Annotated in this window: 16 protein-coding genes; 4 read left to right on the forward strand and 12 right to left on the reverse strand. The window is 44.3% G+C overall.

Annotated elements, in window-relative coordinates; translation table 11 throughout:
• From MWM02_RS13845 to cyoE, 4 genes are all read right to left on the reverse strand, one after another.
• The gene (locus tag MWM02_RS13845; protein WP_064551147.1) at window positions 1–621 is read right to left on the reverse strand and encodes a cytochrome (ubi)quinol oxidase subunit III; all 621 of its coding nucleotides are present in this window, start codon (window positions 619–621) and stop codon (window positions 1–3) included.
• The gene (gene ctaD / locus MWM02_RS13850) at window positions 621–2,480 is read right to left on the reverse strand and encodes a cytochrome c oxidase subunit I (protein ID WP_064551148.1); all 1,860 of its coding nucleotides are present in this window, start codon (window positions 2,478–2,480) and stop codon (window positions 621–623) included. Before ctaD ends, MWM02_RS13845 begins: the two co-directional genes overlap by 1 nt.
• Window positions 2,481–2,512: 32 nt before the next feature.
• Window positions 2,513–3,580 carry a cytochrome c oxidase subunit II gene (gene coxB / locus MWM02_RS13855; RefSeq protein ID WP_244402247.1) on the reverse strand — a complete coding sequence of 356 codons (1,068 nt, stop codon included), beginning with the start codon at window positions 3,578–3,580 and terminating at the stop codon, window positions 2,513–2,515.
• A 97-nt stretch (window positions 3,581–3,677) separates the two neighbouring features.
• Window positions 3,678–4,607: a heme o synthase gene (gene cyoE / locus MWM02_RS13860; protein WP_064551150.1), complete on the reverse strand. Its 930-nt coding sequence runs from the start codon at window positions 4,605–4,607 to the stop codon at window positions 3,678–3,680.
• 531 nt (window positions 4,608–5,138) lie between these two features.
• Here cyoE and MWM02_RS13865 point away from each other — a divergent pair.
• A complete protein-coding gene (locus tag MWM02_RS13865; RefSeq protein WP_244402248.1) occupies window positions 5,139–6,080 on the forward strand; it encodes a COX15/CtaA family protein in 942 nt (313 codons plus the stop codon).
• 24 nt (window positions 6,081–6,104) lie between these two features.
• Here MWM02_RS13865 and pyc read toward each other — a convergent pair whose 3' ends face one another.
• The 3 genes from pyc to MWM02_RS13880 form a co-directional block, all read right to left on the reverse strand.
• A complete protein-coding gene (pyc, locus tag MWM02_RS13870) occupies window positions 6,105–9,548 on the reverse strand; it encodes a pyruvate carboxylase (RefSeq protein ID WP_064551151.1) in 3,444 nt (1,147 codons plus the stop codon).
• Between the two features lie 73 nt (window positions 9,549–9,621).
• On the reverse strand, window positions 9,622–10,824 hold the full coding sequence (gene ftsW, locus MWM02_RS13875) for a putative lipid II flippase FtsW (RefSeq protein ID WP_064551152.1): 1,203 nt from the start codon (window positions 10,822–10,824) through the stop codon (window positions 9,622–9,624).
• Window positions 10,825–10,957: 133 nt separating this feature from the next.
• Entirely contained in the window at window positions 10,958–11,251 is a 294-nt protein-coding gene (locus MWM02_RS13880) for an Fpa/YlaN family protein (protein ID WP_064551153.1), read from the reverse strand.
• A 217-nt stretch (window positions 11,252–11,468) separates the two neighbouring features.
• Here MWM02_RS13880 and MWM02_RS13885 point away from each other — a divergent pair, with 217 nt between their 5' ends.
• A complete protein-coding gene (locus tag MWM02_RS13885; RefSeq protein WP_064551154.1) occupies window positions 11,469–11,981 on the forward strand; it encodes a hypothetical protein in 513 nt (170 codons plus the stop codon).
• Between the two features lie 34 nt (window positions 11,982–12,015).
• Here the strand turns inward: MWM02_RS13885 and MWM02_RS13890 are convergent, their stop codons facing one another.
• The gene (locus MWM02_RS13890; RefSeq protein WP_064551155.1) at window positions 12,016–13,347 is read right to left on the reverse strand and encodes a PhoH family protein; all 1,332 of its coding nucleotides are present in this window, start codon (window positions 13,345–13,347) and stop codon (window positions 12,016–12,018) included.
• A 138-nt stretch (window positions 13,348–13,485) separates the two neighbouring features.
• Here MWM02_RS13890 and MWM02_RS13895 point away from each other — a divergent pair, with 138 nt between their 5' ends.
• On the forward strand, window positions 13,486–14,091 hold the full coding sequence (locus tag MWM02_RS13895; RefSeq protein WP_244402249.1) for a YhcN/YlaJ family sporulation lipoprotein: 606 nt from the start codon (window positions 13,486–13,488) through the stop codon (window positions 14,089–14,091).
• A gap of 30 nt (window positions 14,092–14,121) precedes the next feature.
• Here MWM02_RS13895 and MWM02_RS13900 read toward each other — a convergent pair whose 3' ends face one another.
• Complete coding sequence (locus MWM02_RS13900) at window positions 14,122–14,577, reverse strand: pyridoxamine 5'-phosphate oxidase family protein (protein WP_064551157.1); 456 nt, start codon at window positions 14,575–14,577, stop codon at window positions 14,122–14,124.
• 124 nt (window positions 14,578–14,701) lie between these two features.
• On the opposite strand from MWM02_RS13900, the gene MWM02_RS13905 reads away from it, so the two are divergent.
• On the forward strand, window positions 14,702–14,902 hold the full coding sequence (locus MWM02_RS13905) for a YlaI family protein (protein ID WP_064551158.1): 201 nt from the start codon (window positions 14,702–14,704) through the stop codon (window positions 14,900–14,902).
• Between the two features lie 34 nt (window positions 14,903–14,936).
• Here MWM02_RS13905 and MWM02_RS13910 read toward each other — a convergent pair whose 3' ends face one another.
• From MWM02_RS13910 to typA, 3 genes are read right to left on the reverse strand one after another with little or no spacing between them, the layout of a single operon-like run.
• Complete coding sequence (locus MWM02_RS13910; RefSeq protein WP_064551159.1) at window positions 14,937–15,221, reverse strand: hypothetical protein; 285 nt, start codon at window positions 15,219–15,221, stop codon at window positions 14,937–14,939.
• Between the two features lie 12 nt (window positions 15,222–15,233).
• The gene (locus MWM02_RS13915) at window positions 15,234–15,536 is read right to left on the reverse strand and encodes a YlaH-like family protein (RefSeq protein ID WP_064551301.1); all 303 of its coding nucleotides are present in this window, start codon (window positions 15,534–15,536) and stop codon (window positions 15,234–15,236) included.
• Window positions 15,537–15,548: 12 nt separating this feature from the next.
• Window positions 15,549–17,390 (reverse strand): translational GTPase TypA, encoded by a 1,842-nt coding sequence (gene typA / locus MWM02_RS13920; RefSeq protein ID WP_064551160.1) that lies wholly within the window; start codon window positions 17,388–17,390, stop codon window positions 15,549–15,551.
• Window positions 17,391–17,422 lie beyond the last annotated feature (32 nt).

The following is a 17,422-nucleotide window of genomic DNA, read 5'->3' on the forward strand; positions in this document are numbered from 1 at the left end:
TCACCCCACCATTCCCATTAAGTATACAACCGTGAAAATGAATACCCATACGACGTCAATAAAGTGCCAATAAAGGCTTGCCACATAAAACTTCGGAGCATTATAAAGATTCAAACCGCGCTTTGCGTTGCGGATCATAAGCGTTAAAATCCATGATAATCCAAACGCAACGTGGCTACCGTGCAAACCGACTAGCGTATAAAAAGCAGAAGAGAACGCGCTTGTTGAATATTTTAAACCTTCATGCACGTACTCAGTGAACTCGAAAACTTCCAATCCTAGGAAAGCTAGGCCTAACAACACTGTAATGCCGAACCAAAGCTGCATCTTTTTAAAATCGAAGTTTTTCATGTGATGTATGGCGTAGACGCTCGTTAAGCTGCTTGTTAATAAGATCATTGTGGAAACAAATACAATCGGCAACTGGAACAGTTCCTCCGACGTCGGTCCCCCAGCCGTTTTATCCCTAAGCGCGATGAAAGTGGCAAAGAGGGAGGCGAAAAGAACCGTCTCGCCCCCTAAGAAAAACCAAAATCCTAAAAATTTATTTTTCCCTTCGAGGGTGGCTCTTTCAGGCGCTGCCGGAAATGTTTCCGCCGTTAATTTTTCTTCAACGTGCATTATGCCTTAACCCCCTTTTTCTCTGCTTCGATGACCTCATCTTTATGAATGTGGAAACCGTAGTCGTCAATGATAGAGCGCAAGAACATGGAACCAAAAGTAATCACTAATCCAAGGATCGCTACCGGCAGACCCCAAGAGTAATCTTTATGATATAAGAAACCAAAGGCAGAAATAAACAATCCAAGCGAAATGACAAACGGCAAGAAAGAAGGATTCGGCATATGAATGTCTCCAAGCGGCTCTGCCGGAGTAAGTCCTTTTTTGCCTTCCATTTTTTCTAACCAGTAAGCATCCAAACCGCGAACAAGCGGGATTTGCGCAAAATTGTATTCAGGTGCCGGAGAAGAGACAGCCCACTCAAGCGTACGCCCGACTCCCCACGCATCCGCTTCCGCTTTTTTTCCATTGACAGAACTGATCACAATGTTGATCAAAAGAATGATAACAGCCGCTGTCATGAAAAAGGCACCAATTGTACTAATGAGGTTCCCAGTGTCCAATCCTTGGTTTGGCAAGAATGTAAATACGCGGCGCGGCATTCCCATTAAACCAAGGAAGTGTTGGATAAAAAATGTCAAATGGAAACCGACAAAGAACAACAAGAATGAAATTTTCCCTAATGTTTCATTAAGCATCTTACCGAACATTTTTGGCCACCAATAATGTGTACCGGCTAGGAGCGCAAATACAACCCCGCCGACGATAACGTAGTGGAAGTGAGCCACAACAAAATAGGTGTCATGGTATTGATAATCCGCTGGCGCTGATGCAAGCATTACACCTGTCACACCGCCCATGACAAATGACGGAATGAACGATACCGCATATAACATCGGCGTTGTAAAGCGGATGTTTCCACCCCACATCGTAAATAACCAGTTAAAGATTTTAATACCGGTAGGAACCGCAATCGCCATGGTAGCGACGGCAAAGATGGCGTTGGCCACAGGTCCTAAACCAGTTGTAAACATATGGTGAGCCCACACCATAAATCCTAAAAATCCGATTAATACGACCGCAAATACCATCGAAGAATATCCGAATAAGCGTTTTCGCGAGAAAGTCGCAATAACTTCAGAGAACACACCGAACGCCGGCAATATTAAGATATATACTTCCGGGTGACCGAAAATCCAGAATAAGTGCTCGTAAATAATCGTGTTTCCGCCTAATGCCGGATCGAAGAAATTGGCGCCAAACAAGCGGTCCAACATCAGCAAAAGCAGGCCGATCGTCAATGGCGGGAACGCGAATAAAATCAACGCAGAAGCAACGAATGTCGTCCAAGTAAACATCGGCATGCGCATGAACGTCATGCCTGGTGCGCGCATTGTAACGATCGTAACAAGAAAGTTAATGCCGCTAATTAATGTACCAAAGCCGGAAATTTGCAAACCTAACAAGTAAAAATCAATTCCGTGTCCCGGCGATTCGAGCGATAAAGAAGCGTAAGACGTCCAACCCGCATCAGGCGCTCCCCCTAAAAACCAAGAACAGTTTAGAAACACTCCGCCGAAGAAAAACAACCAGAACCCTAATGCGTTTAAAAACGGGAACGCGACATCACGCGCGCCGATTTGCAACGGTACAACCGCGTTCATCAACGCGAACAACAAAGGCGTTGCCGCGAAAAAAATCATTGTTGTACCGTGCATCGTCATCACTTGGTTAAACAGATCGCCACTTAGAAAATCGTTGTTGGGCTTCATCAGCTGGATGCGCATAAGAAGCGCCTCTAGACCGCCGATAAGGAAAAAGAGACCACCGGCAATCAAATAAAGAATCGCAATTTTTTTATGGTCAACGGTTGTAAGGTAGTCCCATATTAGGCTCTTTTTACGAGCTGATGTACTCACGATTGTAACCCCCTTTTTAGCAGATTTCCCTATTATTCAACTTTTAAGCTCATTAAATATTTAGCCAATGCATCAATTTGTTCGTCAGTCAATTGACCGTAAGTGCCCGTCATTTTGTTTCCAGGTTTCACGCCTTCCGGATCTTTCAGCCATTTTTTCAAGTTCTCTTCATTATGCTCCAAAACGCCAGCAATGCGTTCACGATCGCCAAAGTTTCCTAAGTTCGGTGCTGTGCGCGCTTGCTCTGGGCGTTTATCCACCGGAGTAACAGCGTGACATCCGATACAGCTTTTATTGAAAATCGCTTCCCCTTGTTTAGCAACTGGATCGGTAACGACCGGTTTGGCATTTTTCATTTTTTCGATCCATTGATTAAATTCTTCTCTAGGAACCGCCTTTACTTTAAAATCCATCAACGCATGGGAAGGACCGCAAAGCTCCGCGCATTTTCCATAGAAAATGCCGCCTGCTTTTTCAGCATCTTTTTGGTCAAACTCCAACCAAAATTGGTTTTTGTTATCGGTATTAGCGTCCATTTTCCCACCGACTGCAGGAATCCAGAAGGAGTGCTTCACATCGGATGCTTTTACATTAAAATACACCCGCTCGTTTGTCGGAACGACCAAATCTTGGCTTGTAATTACTCCATAATCAGGATATTCAAATTCCCACCAGTAAAGATTTGCGCGGACATTGACAACAAGCGTGTCTTTATCCCGTTTTTCTTTGTTCATCGGCTTTACATCAGCAAGATCGAACGCCGCTTTCACTGTCGGAACTGCCAAAATAATCAAAAGAATAATCGGTATGACAGTCCAAGTAATTTCCAGTTTATGGTTTCCTTCCACTTGTTTTGGAATTTTGTTTTCTTGACCTTTACGCTGCCGGAAGCGAATGACAACGTATACAAAGATAATTGTTACAACAATGACAACAAGAACCATGATGGCCGTGCTAAGCAGCATGAGCGAATACTGCTTGTCTGCCACTTCGCCGGCTGGTTGAAGCGTTGACAAAAACGGCTTACCGCAGCCGGCCAATAAAAACGCCATTGCGCTAAAAAGAGACAATAAGCGCCAACTATGTAGCCATTTTTTCATAGCCTAATCAAACCCCTCTTTCTCTAAAATATTAAATAAAAAGTATATAAATTCTTTCTCTGTTATGGAAAGAATTATAAACGAACTGGACAAATGGTTAGTCAATCGTCACGATGACCATTGCAACGAACAAAATCGTTAAATAGTTCAGCGAGTACACAAACATCCATTTTGCCCATTTTAAGTCATCTTTCATTTTAAACCCGTACAGCCCCAATATGAGCCATCCTATGTTTAATAACGTAGCAACCGTTAAAAACGGCGTGCCTAATGAAAATAAATAAAACGGTAGTGGCAACAGGCACGCGACCCATATCACCATTTGCCGTTTCGTCATCGCAAAACCATGGACGACCGGCAGCATTGGAATCCCCGCTGCCCGATATTCCTCGCATCGCTTCATCGCCAACGCCAAAAAATGCGGAGGCTGCCATAAAAACATTAATAAAAACAGAATGAATGGGACAACATGAAAATGCGGATCGACCGCCGTCCATCCTATTACCGGAGGCATCGCACCAGAGATGCTTCCGACAACGGTATTTAACGTGTAATTTCGCTTCGTCCACATCGTATATAAAAACACATACGTCACTACGCCAATCAATCCGAAAATGGCAGCAGCGACTGTCGTCATCAGCAAACTCAACGTTCCTACTGTTATTAAAACGATCCCTAGCCACAGCACGCGTCTCGGCTCTATCGTCCCTGTGACAGTCGGGCGCTTTTTCGTGCGCTCCATTAAATGATCAATATCACGGTCGATATAGTTGTTAATGCTACACGAACCAGCAATAATAAGCGCGGAACCAAATAAAGCAAAAAAGACAATATGAAGATTTTCTAAAAATTTTTCCCCCATAAAATATAAAGCGAGCCATAATCCAGTGAACGTCGTAATTAAGTTGGAATGGACAATGCCTATTTTAACAACAGCTGATATTTCTTTCCAAATCGATTTTATATTTGCACGCGGGCGCTCTTCTAATTGAATCGTCGTTTCATGCGCCGCTTTCAAATTCGCCATCACTTCGTTCCTCCTTACTGCAAGTACGCCAACGACGCTTTTCAACAATAGCATCGCAGAACGCGCACACGCCATGCAGCGATTTTTCATCATCCATCATAACGTATTGTAACACATTTAAAAAGAAAAGTATCTCCTATTTGTCACTATTTGTCATGAAAACCTGTTTTCTATATGTATATTAAATCACACTTTTTTAGCGGATTGTGAATTTTTTTTGAATAATTTGTGTCAATTTTTCGAATCGAATAAAGCAACTTGCTCACTCGCGCTGAACGAAAGCGCTTTTTACCCCATTAATATTTCTAGCAAACTTCTTAACATTATTCAATATGGAAATATGAGTTTCATAAACCCGTTATAGCCGTTGCAACGCTTAGCTGAGTTTATTTTTTGGCTGCATCCGTGTAAAATGGACAGTGGCGAAATTGCCCTTGTCATCGCTTTCGTGTAATATTAATGGTATCAGCGCATACTTTACACTGGAATTATTGACAAAACAACATTCTTTAATACAGGAAGGTGAAAATTTTGCAGCGTTCATTAAAATGGTTTGCCTCGCTGACGACATTGGCAATGTTATTCGTGTTGATTGGTGGAGCGTTAGTGACAAAAACGAATTCTGGAATGGGATGCGGCCGGTCATGGCCACTTTGTAACGGTCAACTGGTCCCATCGAAAATTACGCCTGAGCTTGTTATCGAGCTCAGCCACCGCATCGTATCCGGCGCTGCTGGCATAATGGTGCTCATATTGTCAATTTGGGCGTGGCGCGCCATCGGACATATTCGGGAAACAAAGTTTTTGGCAGCTGTGTCGTTTTTATTTCTTGTTCTACAAGGCTTGATCGGCGCTGCCGCTGTCGTATGGGGGCAGTCTGATTTCGTGCTCGCTTTGCACTTCGGAATTTCGCTTATTTCATTCGCTTCCGTATTTTTGCTGACGCTATTAATTTTTGAAGTCGATAAAAAATTCGATGCTGAATCGTTAGTGATCGACTCCAAAATGAAATTTCATATTTACGGCATTATTACCTACTGCTACATTGTCGTTTATACGGGAGCGCTAGTCCGCCATAAAGGGGCAAGCTTAGCTTGTCCAAGCTGGCCGCTCTGCGCGAAAACACGAATTATTCCCGTACAGCTTCATGAATGGGTGCAAATGGGACATCGAATTGCCGCAGGTCTGCTTCTCGTATGGGTGATTGCAGCGACGGTTCGCGCGGTCAAGCAACATAAGCGGCAATTTGTCATTTACTGGAGCTGGATCATTTCTCTCGTTCTCGTTATATTGCAAATCGTGACAGGGGCAATGATCGTATTTACCAATTTAAACTTATATATCTCTCTTGCGCATGCTCTATTTATTTCTTGTTTATTTGGCGTGCTAAGCTATTTGACCATGCTTGCCTTAAGAAGCGATCGGCAAAAAACCGAATCACCCCAATCGAAGCTGTCCGCAACAATGAAATAGGCGCTGGAAATCCAGCGCCATCATTTATTTCGTCAGCTCGATCAATAAATCTCCTGTTTGAATGGCATCACCGTTTTTCACATAAATGTCTTTGACCACTCCGGAAAACGGTGCCTGTACCGTCGTCTCCATTTTCATTGCTTCCGTAATCATTAAATGATCGCCTTTATTCACTTTTTCCCCTTTTTCCACCAACACTTTCACTACCGTTCCCGGCATCGTCGCCGCAATATGATTCGGATTCGTGCGGTCTGCTTTAATGCGTTCCACGACTGCTGATTTAATGCTTTCATCGCGGACAATCACTTCGCGCGGCTGTCCGTTCAATTCAAAATAAACGACGCGCGTGCCGTCTGCTTGCGGCTGTCCAATGGAAACTAGTTTGACAATCAGCGTCTTCCCTTTTTCAATTTCGACTTCGATTTCCTCGCCAAGGCGCATTCCATACAGGAATGTTGGCGTATCGAGGACAGAAATATCTCCATATTTTTTCACCGTTTCCGCATATTCTAAAAATACTTTTGGATAAAGAGCATAGGCGATCACATCAAAATCAGTCACTTCGCGATCTAACGAGTGGTATAATTCTTCTCTTAATTTACGAAAATCTACCGGTTCCAATAATTCACCCGGCCGAACTGTAATCGGTTCGCGGCCTTTTAAAATAATGCGCTGCAATTCTTTCGGGAATCCGCCGTGCGGCTGCCCTAAATATCCTTCAAAAAACTCCACGACTGAATCCGGGAAATCAAGCGTATCGCCGCGTTCAAAAATATCTTGCTCGGTTAAATTATTTTGCACCATGTAAAGCGCCATATCGCCGACGACTTTCGATGACGGCGTTACTTTAACGATATCGCCAAACATATCGTTTACCCGGCGATACATTTCCTTCACTTCATCCCAACGATCGCCAAGCCCGACAGCTTTCGCCTGCTGTTGCAAATTGCTATATTGCCCTCCAGGCATTTCGTGCATATATACTTCCGTATGCGGAGAGTTCATGCCGCTTTCGAACTCTTGGTAAAATTTCCGCACATCCTCCCAATATCGGGAAAGCTGCTCAAGCCCTTGTATATTGATTTCCGGTGCGCGCTTTGTTCCTTCTAGCGCGTAGTAAAGCGTGTTGGCGCTCGGCTGCGAAGTCAAGCCCGCCATCGAGCTGACGGCGACATCGACAATGTCGACTCCAGCTTCAATCGCCTTCGCATACATATAAATACCATTTCCACTCGTATCGTGCGTATGAAGATGGATTGGAATATCCACCGTTTCTTTCAGTGCGGAAATAAGCACATATGCGGCCTCCGGCTTCAACAGGCCAGCCATATCTTTAATCGCCAAAATATGTGCTCCCGCTTGCTCCAACTCTTTGGCGATCGTTTTATAGTAATCAAGATTATATTTCGGACGGCTCGGATCTAAAATATCCCCAGTATAGCAAACGGCCGCTTCGGCAATTTTTCCGGTTTGCCGAACGGCATCAATGGCCACCGTCATCCCTTTTACCCAGTTTAAGCTGTCAAAAATGCGGAACACATCGATCCCGGCTTGCGCGGATTTTTCGACAAACTCGCGAATCACATTATCCGGATAGTTTTTATATCCAACTGCGTTGGCAGAACGCAATAGCATTTGGAATAAAATATTTGGAATTTTTTCCCGCAATTTCAATAAACGGTCCCATGGATCTTCTTTTAAAAAGCGGTATGCAACATCAAACGTCGCCCCTCCCCACATCTCGAGGGAGAACAAATTTGGCAATAATCGTGCTGTCGGTTCGGCGATACGAACCAAATCAATCGTGCGCACGCGCGTCGCAAGCAACGATTGATGCGCGTCGCGGAATGTCGTATCCGTCAATAATACGCGATTTTGTTCCTTAATCCATTGTACAAGCCCTTCTGCACCTTTTTCGTCAAGAATTTGCTTCGTCCCGTTTGGAATCGGTTCTCTATGGCTCACTTTCGGAATACGCGGCTTATCAAAAACCGGTTTTTTCTTTTTGCCGATGCCTGGAAAACCGTTTACCGTAACGGTGCCGATATATGTCAGCATTTTTGTACCGCGGTCTTTTCGGCGAGGGAACACAAACAGCTCTGGCGTCGTATCAATAAACGACGTATCGTACTCCCCTGATAAAAACTTCGGATGTTGCACGACATTTTCTAAAAATGGAATATTTGTTTTAATTCCGCGGATTCGGAACTCCCGCAAGTTTCGCAACATTTTTCTTGCGGCTTGCTCAAATGTGAGCGCCCACGTGGACAATTTCACAAGCAGCGAATCGTAGTACGGTGTAATGACCGCTCCTTGGAATCCGTTACCTGCATCGAGGCGCACGCCAAATCCGCCGCCGGAACGGTATGCCATAATCTTCCCTGTATCTGGCATAAAGTTGTTTAACGGATCTTCCGTTGTTACGCGCGACTGGATCGCGTATCCGTTAATGCGAATATCTTCTTGTTTCGGAATGCCGACTTCTTTGCTATGAAGCGAATAGCCGTCGGCGATCAAAATTTGCGATTGGACAATATCGATCCCAGTGATCATTTCCGTAATCGTATGCTCGACTTGGATGCGCGGATTGACTTCGATGAAATAAAAATCGTCGCCGGATACGAGAAACTCGACCGTTCCCGCGTTCACGTACCCTACATTTTTCATGAGTTTGACCGCAGCTTCACATATTCTTTGCCGCAGTTCAGCGGATAGCGAGACGCTCGGCGCCACCTCCACCACTTTTTGATGGCGGCGTTGCACAGAGCAGTCTCGTTCATAAAGGTGAACGATATTTCCTTCATAGTCTCCTAAAATTTGCACTTCAATATGTTTTGGTCTTTCAATCAATTTTTCTACATACACATCGTCGCTACCAAACGCGGCTTTCGCTTCCGATTTTGCCCGTTCATACGCTTCTTTCACTTCCGATTTCGAGCGGACGATGCGCATGCCGCGGCCGCCGCCCCCTAAGGCCGCTTTGATAATGATCGGATAGCCATATGTTTCGGCAAAATGGATGACTTCTTCTAAGCTATGTACCGGTCCGTCGCTTCCCGGAATAACAGGAATTCCTGCTAATTCTGCTTGATGCCGGGCCTTCACTTTATCACCAAACATATCTAAATGCTCTTCGTTCGGACCGATAAAGATAATTCCTTCTTCCCTGCATCGCTTTGCAAATTGAATGTTTTCCGAAAGGAAGCCGTACCCCGGATGAATCGCATCAACCTCGTGGGTTTTGGCAATTTCAATAATCCCTTCGATGTCTAAGTATGCTTCAATCGGTTTTTTTCCTTCACCAACTAAGTACGCTTCATCCGCTTTATAACGATGATAAGAACCAGTGTCTTCCTTTGAATAAATCGCTACGGTGCGAATGCCGAGCTCCGTGCAGGCGCGGAAGACACGAATCGCGATCTCTCCGCGGTTTGCAACAAGCACTTTATTAATTCGACGCGTTCTCATCGTCTTTCCTCTCCTCCTTTCTAATAAAACTATAACGGTTTTTCTTTTTTGTAAATATGTTTTTGTAAAAAAGTCAGATCCTTTTTTGTAATTTTTCTACGACTTTCGCCTTTCTTTTATAACTTTCTTCGTATTTCGTAAACATCGATATGTTGACAAGCACTCCTAGGGAAGTCATAAATATCATTAACGAAGAGCCTCCGTAACTAACAAGCGGCAATGGAACTCCGGTAATTGGAATGACCCCTGTTACACCGCCGACGTTAATAAACGTCTGAATGCCAATCATGGCGGAAATGCCGATCGCAAGAAGGCTGCCAAACGCGTCATTGCATTTTCTCGCAATCCACAACCCTCGCAACACGATAAAAGCCAAAAGGCCTAATGTAAATATTACCCCAAAAAGCCCCAGCTCTTCGGCAATAATTGACATAATAAAATCAGTGTGCGACTCAGGTAAATAGCCGTATTTTTGAATGCTTTTTCCCAGCCCTAATCCTTTTATTCCTCCCAATCCAATAGCCAAATAGGAGTTAACGAGCTGAAAACCTTCGTCATTCGCGTATTTAAACGGATCCAAAAAGCTATAAATCCGCGACATCCGCTCTTTCGAAAAAATATCATCTCCAAAAAAAGGAAAAATAATTGGGGATGCGAAAGCAAAAACAAGCATAAAAAATAGAAACTGTTTAAACAATAAACGAAGGCGCAATCCCGATGAAAAAATTAAACAAGCGGCGATCGCCAATACAATCATCGCTGTACCAAAATCTGGCTGAATAGCGATTAAAAAACAAATGAACAACGTATAATAAATCGGAAACAAATTTCCTTTTGCAGGCTGTGCCAATCTTTTTTGTTTATTGGCAAACACCGCCGCTAAATAAACGATTAATCCAAGTTTAACAAGCTCCGCTGGCTGTATGCTCCATGCTCCCACACGAAACCAGCTTGTTGCGTTATTTGCGGTATGCCCTAGAAAAGCGACCGCTATTAACATGAGTGGTGACGCAAAAAAAATCGTTTTGACCAATTTTTCGGTCGCCCATATTTTATACGGGACAATCAGCGTAACGAAAAAACAAATAAACGAGACGATCAGCCATAGCTTCTGCCGCTGATAAAAATAGTCGCTTGGCACTTCAAAGCGGATGACGGCAGAAATCATGCTTGAGCTATATACCATAATCAACCCGAATAGCGAAAGCATCACAACCGCAATAATGAGCGGATAATCATAACATTTCATAATCTTTTTGATTAATTCCCTATCCATCATTCCTCTTCCTTATTGCTAATATAGGTGTTAAATCATTAAAACAATTCGTAACAGAACGTTGTTTTCCTTCTTAAAAACAGAAAAACTCAAACGATTGCAGCTTTCAACCGTTTGAGTTAACATTTATTTTTTATCGTACGCGCTTTTTTGTCACCGCTTCGTGGAGCGCCGAAAGCTCTCGCTCTAACCGGTCAAGCAGCGACTTACCTTTCTTCTCGTCCACAAGCCCGAGACGCACCGCAAAATCGATTTCCCGTGACAAACCAAACATTTGCGTATCAAGTACTTCTTCGTAAAGAGGACATTGCGGCATTGTTAAATTATCCATTTGCACTCGAATGAGCTTTACGATTTTATCAGCATCCGCTTGCAGAAGCGCGTACGCTTTTTCGCGATAGTTAATGGCATCGCCTGACACATCCATCCCTCCGTTCTCCCCTAATCCTTCTTTAAATCTTAACGTGAAATGCGCAATTTTGCAAGTTGAAACACTTGTCAACGCTATACGCTGCAAGCCATGTCGACTTAGGCGCTGTTTGTCAGCGTCGGCAGAACAAGAATCGCATCCATCTGACACATGACAAACTGTCCATTTATCATTATACTAAAAACAGCAGTTGCTGTAGAGGAGAGGATGGAAAATGAGCGATATTATTCTTATAACAGGAAATGTAAAATTTACGATTACATTGGATCCAGGAGTATGGATTTTTGATGACCGTAAAATCGATTTGAACACATATTTTTTGAAACCATCTCATGAACAACTTCAAAACGAGCAACAGGAAGAAGAAGGGGAAATCAAAAAACTATCCGCTTTTTGGGATCGGGAAATTCAAGAGGGGGCCGTTTTCCCGCCGACATTGAAAACAGAAAAACGTTTTCTAAAAGAAAAAATTATTACAGGGACATTCGCGATGCCGCTTGCTCCGTTTTTGCAAAACGCCGAACCGCTCCCGGATGCAAAAGAACTGACTATCGTCACCGAGCATAACGAAGTGACGATACCGCTTGCACAAGCTTACGAAGCGATTCTCGGATTTTCTAAAGATGGAAAGCCGCTAAAGGAAGACGGGCCCGTTCATTTTTATTTTGGCGACGGTTCCAACCGCGAAGCCCCGATTACTCATGTGCGCCGTTTCGTCGTCCATTAAAGCTGGATGTCCCTAGATGGGACATCCAGCTTTTTTACAATAAATCTGCAGCGAGCTGCGCCAATGTCGAGCGCTCTCCTTTGACGAGGCGGACGTGCCCGGCGATTTTTTGATCTTTAAACTTTTCAACGACATACGTTAATCCGTTATTGTACTCGTCCAAATACGGATGATCGATCTGTTCCGGATCTCCCATTAAAATGATTTTGCTTTTTTCTCCAACGCGCGTTAAAATCGTTTTCACTTCATGTTTCGTTAAATTTTGCGCCTCATCAATAATGATAAACTGCTCCGGCAGGCTGCGGCCGCGTATATACGTGAGCGCTTCGACTTCAATCGAGCTCATTCCTGCCAAAATCGCATCCAACTCCCCCGCTTTTTTTGTGTTGAACAAATATTCTAAATTATCGAAAATCGGCTGCATCCATGGGCGCAATTTTTCTTCTTTTTCTCCAGGCAAAAAACCGATATCTTTTCCCATCGGAACGATTGGCCTCGCCACGAGCAGCTTTTTATACGTACGTAAATCTTCCGTCTGCATCAGCCCCGCAGCCAGAGCAAGAAGCGTTTTCCCCGTTCCCGCTTTGCCAATCAAAGTCACAAGCGGGATATCATCGCGCATAAGCAGTTCAAACGCCATCGTCTGTTGCACGTTGCGCGGATGAATTCCCCATATATGTTCATGGTGAAACAAAAGTTTTTTCACTTTTTTTCCGCTATGATCGACAATACCAAGGGCAGAAGCCGAGCCTCCAAAAGCGTCTTTCATGATAATAAATTGATTTGGGTAAAACGGATGGTTAGCAATATCCGCTAAAACAAGCTCCCCTTTTTCATAAAACCGCTGCAAATGCTCCGTCCCTATGTACAGTTCAAGAAAGCCAGTATAAATATGGTCAACATCGACGACGCGGTCGCTTAAAAAGTCTTCTGCTTGCAGCCCGATCGCATCAGCCTTCACGCGGACAAGGGCATCCTTGCTTACTAAAATAACAGAACGTCCGTTTTCTTTTGCTTGTTCTTCCAGCGATAAGTTTTTGGCAACTGCTAAAATGCGGTTATCGTTCGTTTTTTCCACAAAAATTTCTTGGAGCTGGTGAAAGGAGCGATGATTTAATTCGATGCGCAACACCCCGCCGTTTTCCAGCGGAATTTTTTCGTGCAGCTTTCCGCTTTCCCTAAGACGGTCGATCAGCTTGGATACTTGGCGCGCGTTTCTCCCCACTTCATCCATATATCTCTTTTTCGAATCCACTTCTTCCAATACCACAGCTGGAATGACCACTTCATTGTCTTCAAACGAAAAGATGGAATACGGATCTTGCAATAGAACGTTTGTATCCAACACATATATTTTTTTCCCCAAATTCCCACGCCCCCTATTTTTGCTTTTTACTTTGCTTATATTTGGACCGGGATTGTTGTTATATAGTATGAGGCAATGTATAAAGATAGAAGAATAATTGCAAAATAAAGCAAAAAACACAATAGAGGTGTAAACGGAATGAACTGGAGCCGACATTTATTTATTGCGATATGCCTCGGTTTACTAAGCGGGTGCAACTTCGGAAATAACGAAGGCGCCCGCGATGCGGACCGCTCGCCTGTCCGTGTCAAAAATACGGCCGATGAAAAAACAGCCGACAAATCAGGGCAGGAAATCGCCCATCGTCTGGCGAGTTTAGCTAAGCGCGTGCCGAACGTAAACGACGCCACCGCCCTTGTTGTCGGAAAATATGCGATCGTTGGCATTGACGTTGACGCAAATATAGATGCTTCTCGCGTCGGTACGATTAAATATTCCGTTGCGGAAACGTTGCAAAAAGATCCTTACGGGGCAAATGCCATCATCATTGCTGACCCTGATTTATACACTCGATTAAAAAATATCGTCAACCAAGTCGACAACGGACGGCCCGTTCAAGCGTTGATGAACGAAATCGCCGATATCGTTGGACGCGTCATGCCGGAAGTTCCGAGCGATTTGTTTGAAACAACCCCACCGGAACCGACTGAACAAAATGATTCACAATTAAATCAGCGCGAAGAAAAACAGCTTCATCACCGTCAAGAAAAACAGTCCAACGAATATTTAAATAAAAGTAAATAAGGAGCCTAGCCGTAGCGCTAAGCTCCTCTTTTACGCATTGCGCAAAGCCGTCATTACTTGATTGTCCAGTTTCGCCGCCGCTTGCGCATCGTACGTCTTTTCATATTTTGGTTCTTGTACGATTTTTGAACCGTAAAACATGACGTCGCGCACTTCGCTAATGGCAACATCGACTAATGCCAATTTAAGCGGAACTCCTTCGATTTTCTCCACTTTAATATGCGCTTTCCCGCTGATCGAATAGACTGATTCGTTAGCAATGATGTTCACAACAATAGACGGATTATTCCGAATGTTTTGCACAATACGAGAGCGGTTGTCAACGGCAAAATGAATGTGTTTTTCGCTAGGAGCATAAATCCATGAAATCGCGCTGACATTCGGGCCGCCCGTTTCATGGTCGATCGTCGCTATCGTCACAAATCGTTCGTTTTGCAAGGCTTGAAACAACGGTTCCGTTAATGCAGATTCCACTTTATTTGGCATTGCCATCCCTCCTAAAAAATCCTTTTCGTTTATCATACATTTTTTCTCAAAAACGGGAAAGTAAAAATGTTTCAGATTCATGATATAATAAAAATGAATTTGAAATAAAGCGACGAGGTGTACGATGAGAGTCAAATGTGTTCTTTGCGACCGAATTGACACGATCGACGATGAATCATTGCTTGCCAAACGACTGCGCAACCGTCCGATTCACACATACATGTGCGAGGAATGCTATCATCGGATCGCCGAAAGAACGAAGGCGCGCCTAGCGACCGGAAAATTTCGCATATATCATTCGAAACTGCCAAACGATGAATGGTAAAAAACGCCGGGAAGTGATCCGCCCGGCGTTTTTCTTACAAAGGATAATTGCGGTATTTTTCAGGCGCTTCTTCAATTTGCTTCAGCACCGCCTCAATAAGCTCCGTTGGGAAACGCGCTGATTCTTCCTCGCCGTCTTTCTCGTACTCGACGATATACATTGCTTCTTTTTTTACTTTCACCTTTGTGACATTGAAATCGCGCTTTAATATTCCCATAAAAAAGGCGGCGGTTTCTTGCGCCGCCGCATCATCCGGACGCGCCTGCGCCACAACATAAATCGTTAGCCAATTATAAAGGGAATCTTGCAGCGATTTCATCGTCCCACCGCCTTACTCATGCTTTTTCGATTGATATAAGCGAATTTTATAAACAATTAAAACGAGAGCCGCTACGACCAAACCTTCGGCGACAGGCAAAAATACCGCAAAAAACGTTAAAATCGTGCAGCCTAACGCGAGCAACACATAGATGATAACGTTTTTCAATAGCGGTAGCTTTCTCGCAAAACCAAGACGGTAAACGACAGCGGATAAAACGAATACGGTAATGTAAAGAAGCCACATTCCCCGTTCAGGATTTGTATGCACTTTGTATAGCGAAGCAAAAAAGGTAAGGCGCTCAATGACGTTCACCATTTTTCCCCCTTATTTCGCCTGCTTAGCGGCTTTCTTTTTCTTTTCCATCTTTTCTCTCTCGCTTTTATTCAATATTTTTTTGCGCAGGCGAATCGATTTTGGCGTTACTTCACAATATTCATCGTCATTTAAATATTCCAGCGCTTCTTCGAGCGTCAACAAACGCGGCTTTTTCATCGTAACGGTTTGCTCTTTTGTCGAGGAGCGGATGTTCGTCATATGCTTTTCCCTGCAAATATTGACGACTAAATCGTTTTCGCGGTTGTGCTCGCCGACAATCATCCCTTCGTACACTTCGGTTCCAGGCTCGACAAAAATGGTGCCGCGGTCTTCTAGCTGCATAATGCCATACGCAGTCGCTTTTCCCGTTTCCATGGAAATCAATACCCCTTGGCGGCGGCCGCCTATTTGTCCGCTTTGCGCCGGCGCGTAATGATCAAATGAATGGTTTAAAATTCCGTATCCGCGTGTCAATGACATAAACTCTGTCCGATAACCGATTAAACCGCGCGAAGGCACCATGAAGACAAGGCGGACTTGTCCATTTTCGTTATGGGTCATATCCACTAGCTCGCCTTTGCGCATGCCGATCGATTCCATAATCGCTCCTGTATATTCTTCAGGAATGTCGATGATTACTCGTTCAACCGGCTCGCAAAGCACGCCGTCGATTTCTTTCATAATGACTTCCGGCTTGGACACTTGCAGCTCGTACCCTTCACGCCGCAAATTTTCAATTAAGATCGATAAATGAAGCTCTCCCCGTCCGGAAACGATCCAAGCATCAGGAGAATCGGTATTTTCGACGCGCAAGCTTACGTCCGTTTCCAATTGAGTGCGCAAGCGTTCTTCCAGCTTTCTTGCCGTCACATATTTTCCTTCACGACCGGCAAACGGGCTGTTATTGACTAAAAACGTCATTTTCAACGTTGGTTCATCGATGCGAAGCGGAGGCAACGCTTCTGGATGATCAAGCGGACATACTGTTTCTCCAACGTTGATATCTTCCATTCCTGCTACCGCAACAATGTCTCCCGCTCCCGCTTCTGTAATTTCGATCCGCTTTAAGCCGATAAACCCAAATAATTTTGTCACACGAAACGTTTTGACAGAACCGTCTAGTTTCATTAGCGCCACTTGCTGGCCGATTTTCATCGTACCGCGGAAGACGCGCCCGATCCCGATCCGTCCGACATAGTCGTTATAATCAAGAAGCGCCACTTGAAACTGCAACGGTTCTTCCCGATTATCGATCGGCGCGGGAATATGCGTGATAATTGTTTCAAATAATGCCGTCATATCTGCTTCTTGTTTGTGGGGATCTAAACTTGCCGTTCCATGCAACGCTGATGTGTATACGACCGGAAACTCAAGCTGTTCTTCCGTTGCGCCCAATTCGATAAATAAATCGATGACTTCGTCGACCACTTCCTCCGGCCGCGCAAACTCCCGGTCAATTTTATTGACAACGACAATGGGGGTAAGCTGCTGTTCGAGCGCCTTTTTCAGCACAAAGCGCGTCTGCGGCATGCAGCCTTCATACGCATCAACGACAAGCAAAACGCCGTCAACAAGCCGCATAATCCGCTCCACTTCCCCGCCAAAGTCAGCATGCCCTGGCGTATCTAAAATATTAATCCGCGTTCCTTTATAACGAATCGCTGTATTTTTCGCTAAAATGGTAATCCCACGTTCTCTTTCCAAATCGTTTCGGTCCAATGCGCGTTCTTCCACATGTTCATTGGCGCGAAACGTTCCCGATTGGCGCAACAACTGATCAACTAACGTCGTTTTGCCATGGTCAACGTGAGCGATAATCGCGATATTGCGAAGATCTTCTCTTCTTGTCAATGTCGGTCACTCCTAATGTGTAAACTGCTCGT

Source organism: Parageobacillus sp. KH3-4, from assembly GCF_022846435.1.
GTDB classification, from domain to species: domain Bacteria; phylum Bacillota; class Bacilli; order Bacillales; family Anoxybacillaceae; genus Parageobacillus; species Parageobacillus thermoglucosidasius_A.

Excerpts from the sequence above, each read along its gene's own strand:
- ftsW (WP_064551152.1), bottom strand. The coding sequence starts at position 10,824 with ATGGATAGGGAATTAATCAAAAAGATTATGAAATGTTATGATTATCCG.
- MWM02_RS13880 (WP_064551153.1), bottom strand. The coding sequence starts at position 11,251 with ATGGATGTGTCAGGCGATGCCATTAACTATCGCGAAAAAGCGTACGCG.
- MWM02_RS13900 (WP_064551157.1), bottom strand. The coding sequence starts at position 14,577 with ATGCCAAATAAAGTGGAATCTGCATTAACGGAACCGTTGTTTCAAGCC.
- MWM02_RS13905 (WP_064551158.1), top strand. The coding sequence starts at position 14,702 with ATGAGAGTCAAATGTGTTCTTTGCGACCGAATTGACACGATCGACGAT.
- MWM02_RS13885 (WP_064551154.1), top strand. The coding sequence starts at position 11,469 with ATGAGCGATATTATTCTTATAACAGGAAATGTAAAATTTACGATTACA.
- MWM02_RS13845 (WP_064551147.1), bottom strand. The coding sequence starts at position 621 with ATGCACGTTGAAGAAAAATTAACGGCGGAAACATTTCCGGCAGCGCCT.
- pyc (WP_064551151.1), bottom strand. The coding sequence starts at position 9,548 with ATGAGAACGCGTCGAATTAATAAAGTGCTTGTTGCAAACCGCGGAGAG.
- MWM02_RS13895 (WP_244402249.1), top strand. The coding sequence starts at position 13,486 with ATGAACTGGAGCCGACATTTATTTATTGCGATATGCCTCGGTTTACTA.
- coxB (WP_244402247.1), bottom strand. The coding sequence starts at position 3,580 with ATGAAAAAATGGCTACATAGTTGGCGCTTATTGTCTCTTTTTAGCGCA.
- MWM02_RS13910 (WP_064551159.1), bottom strand. The coding sequence starts at position 15,221 with ATGAAATCGCTGCAAGATTCCCTTTATAATTGGCTAACGATTTATGTT.
- cyoE (WP_064551150.1), bottom strand. The coding sequence starts at position 4,607 with ATGGCGAATTTGAAAGCGGCGCATGAAACGACGATTCAATTAGAAGAG.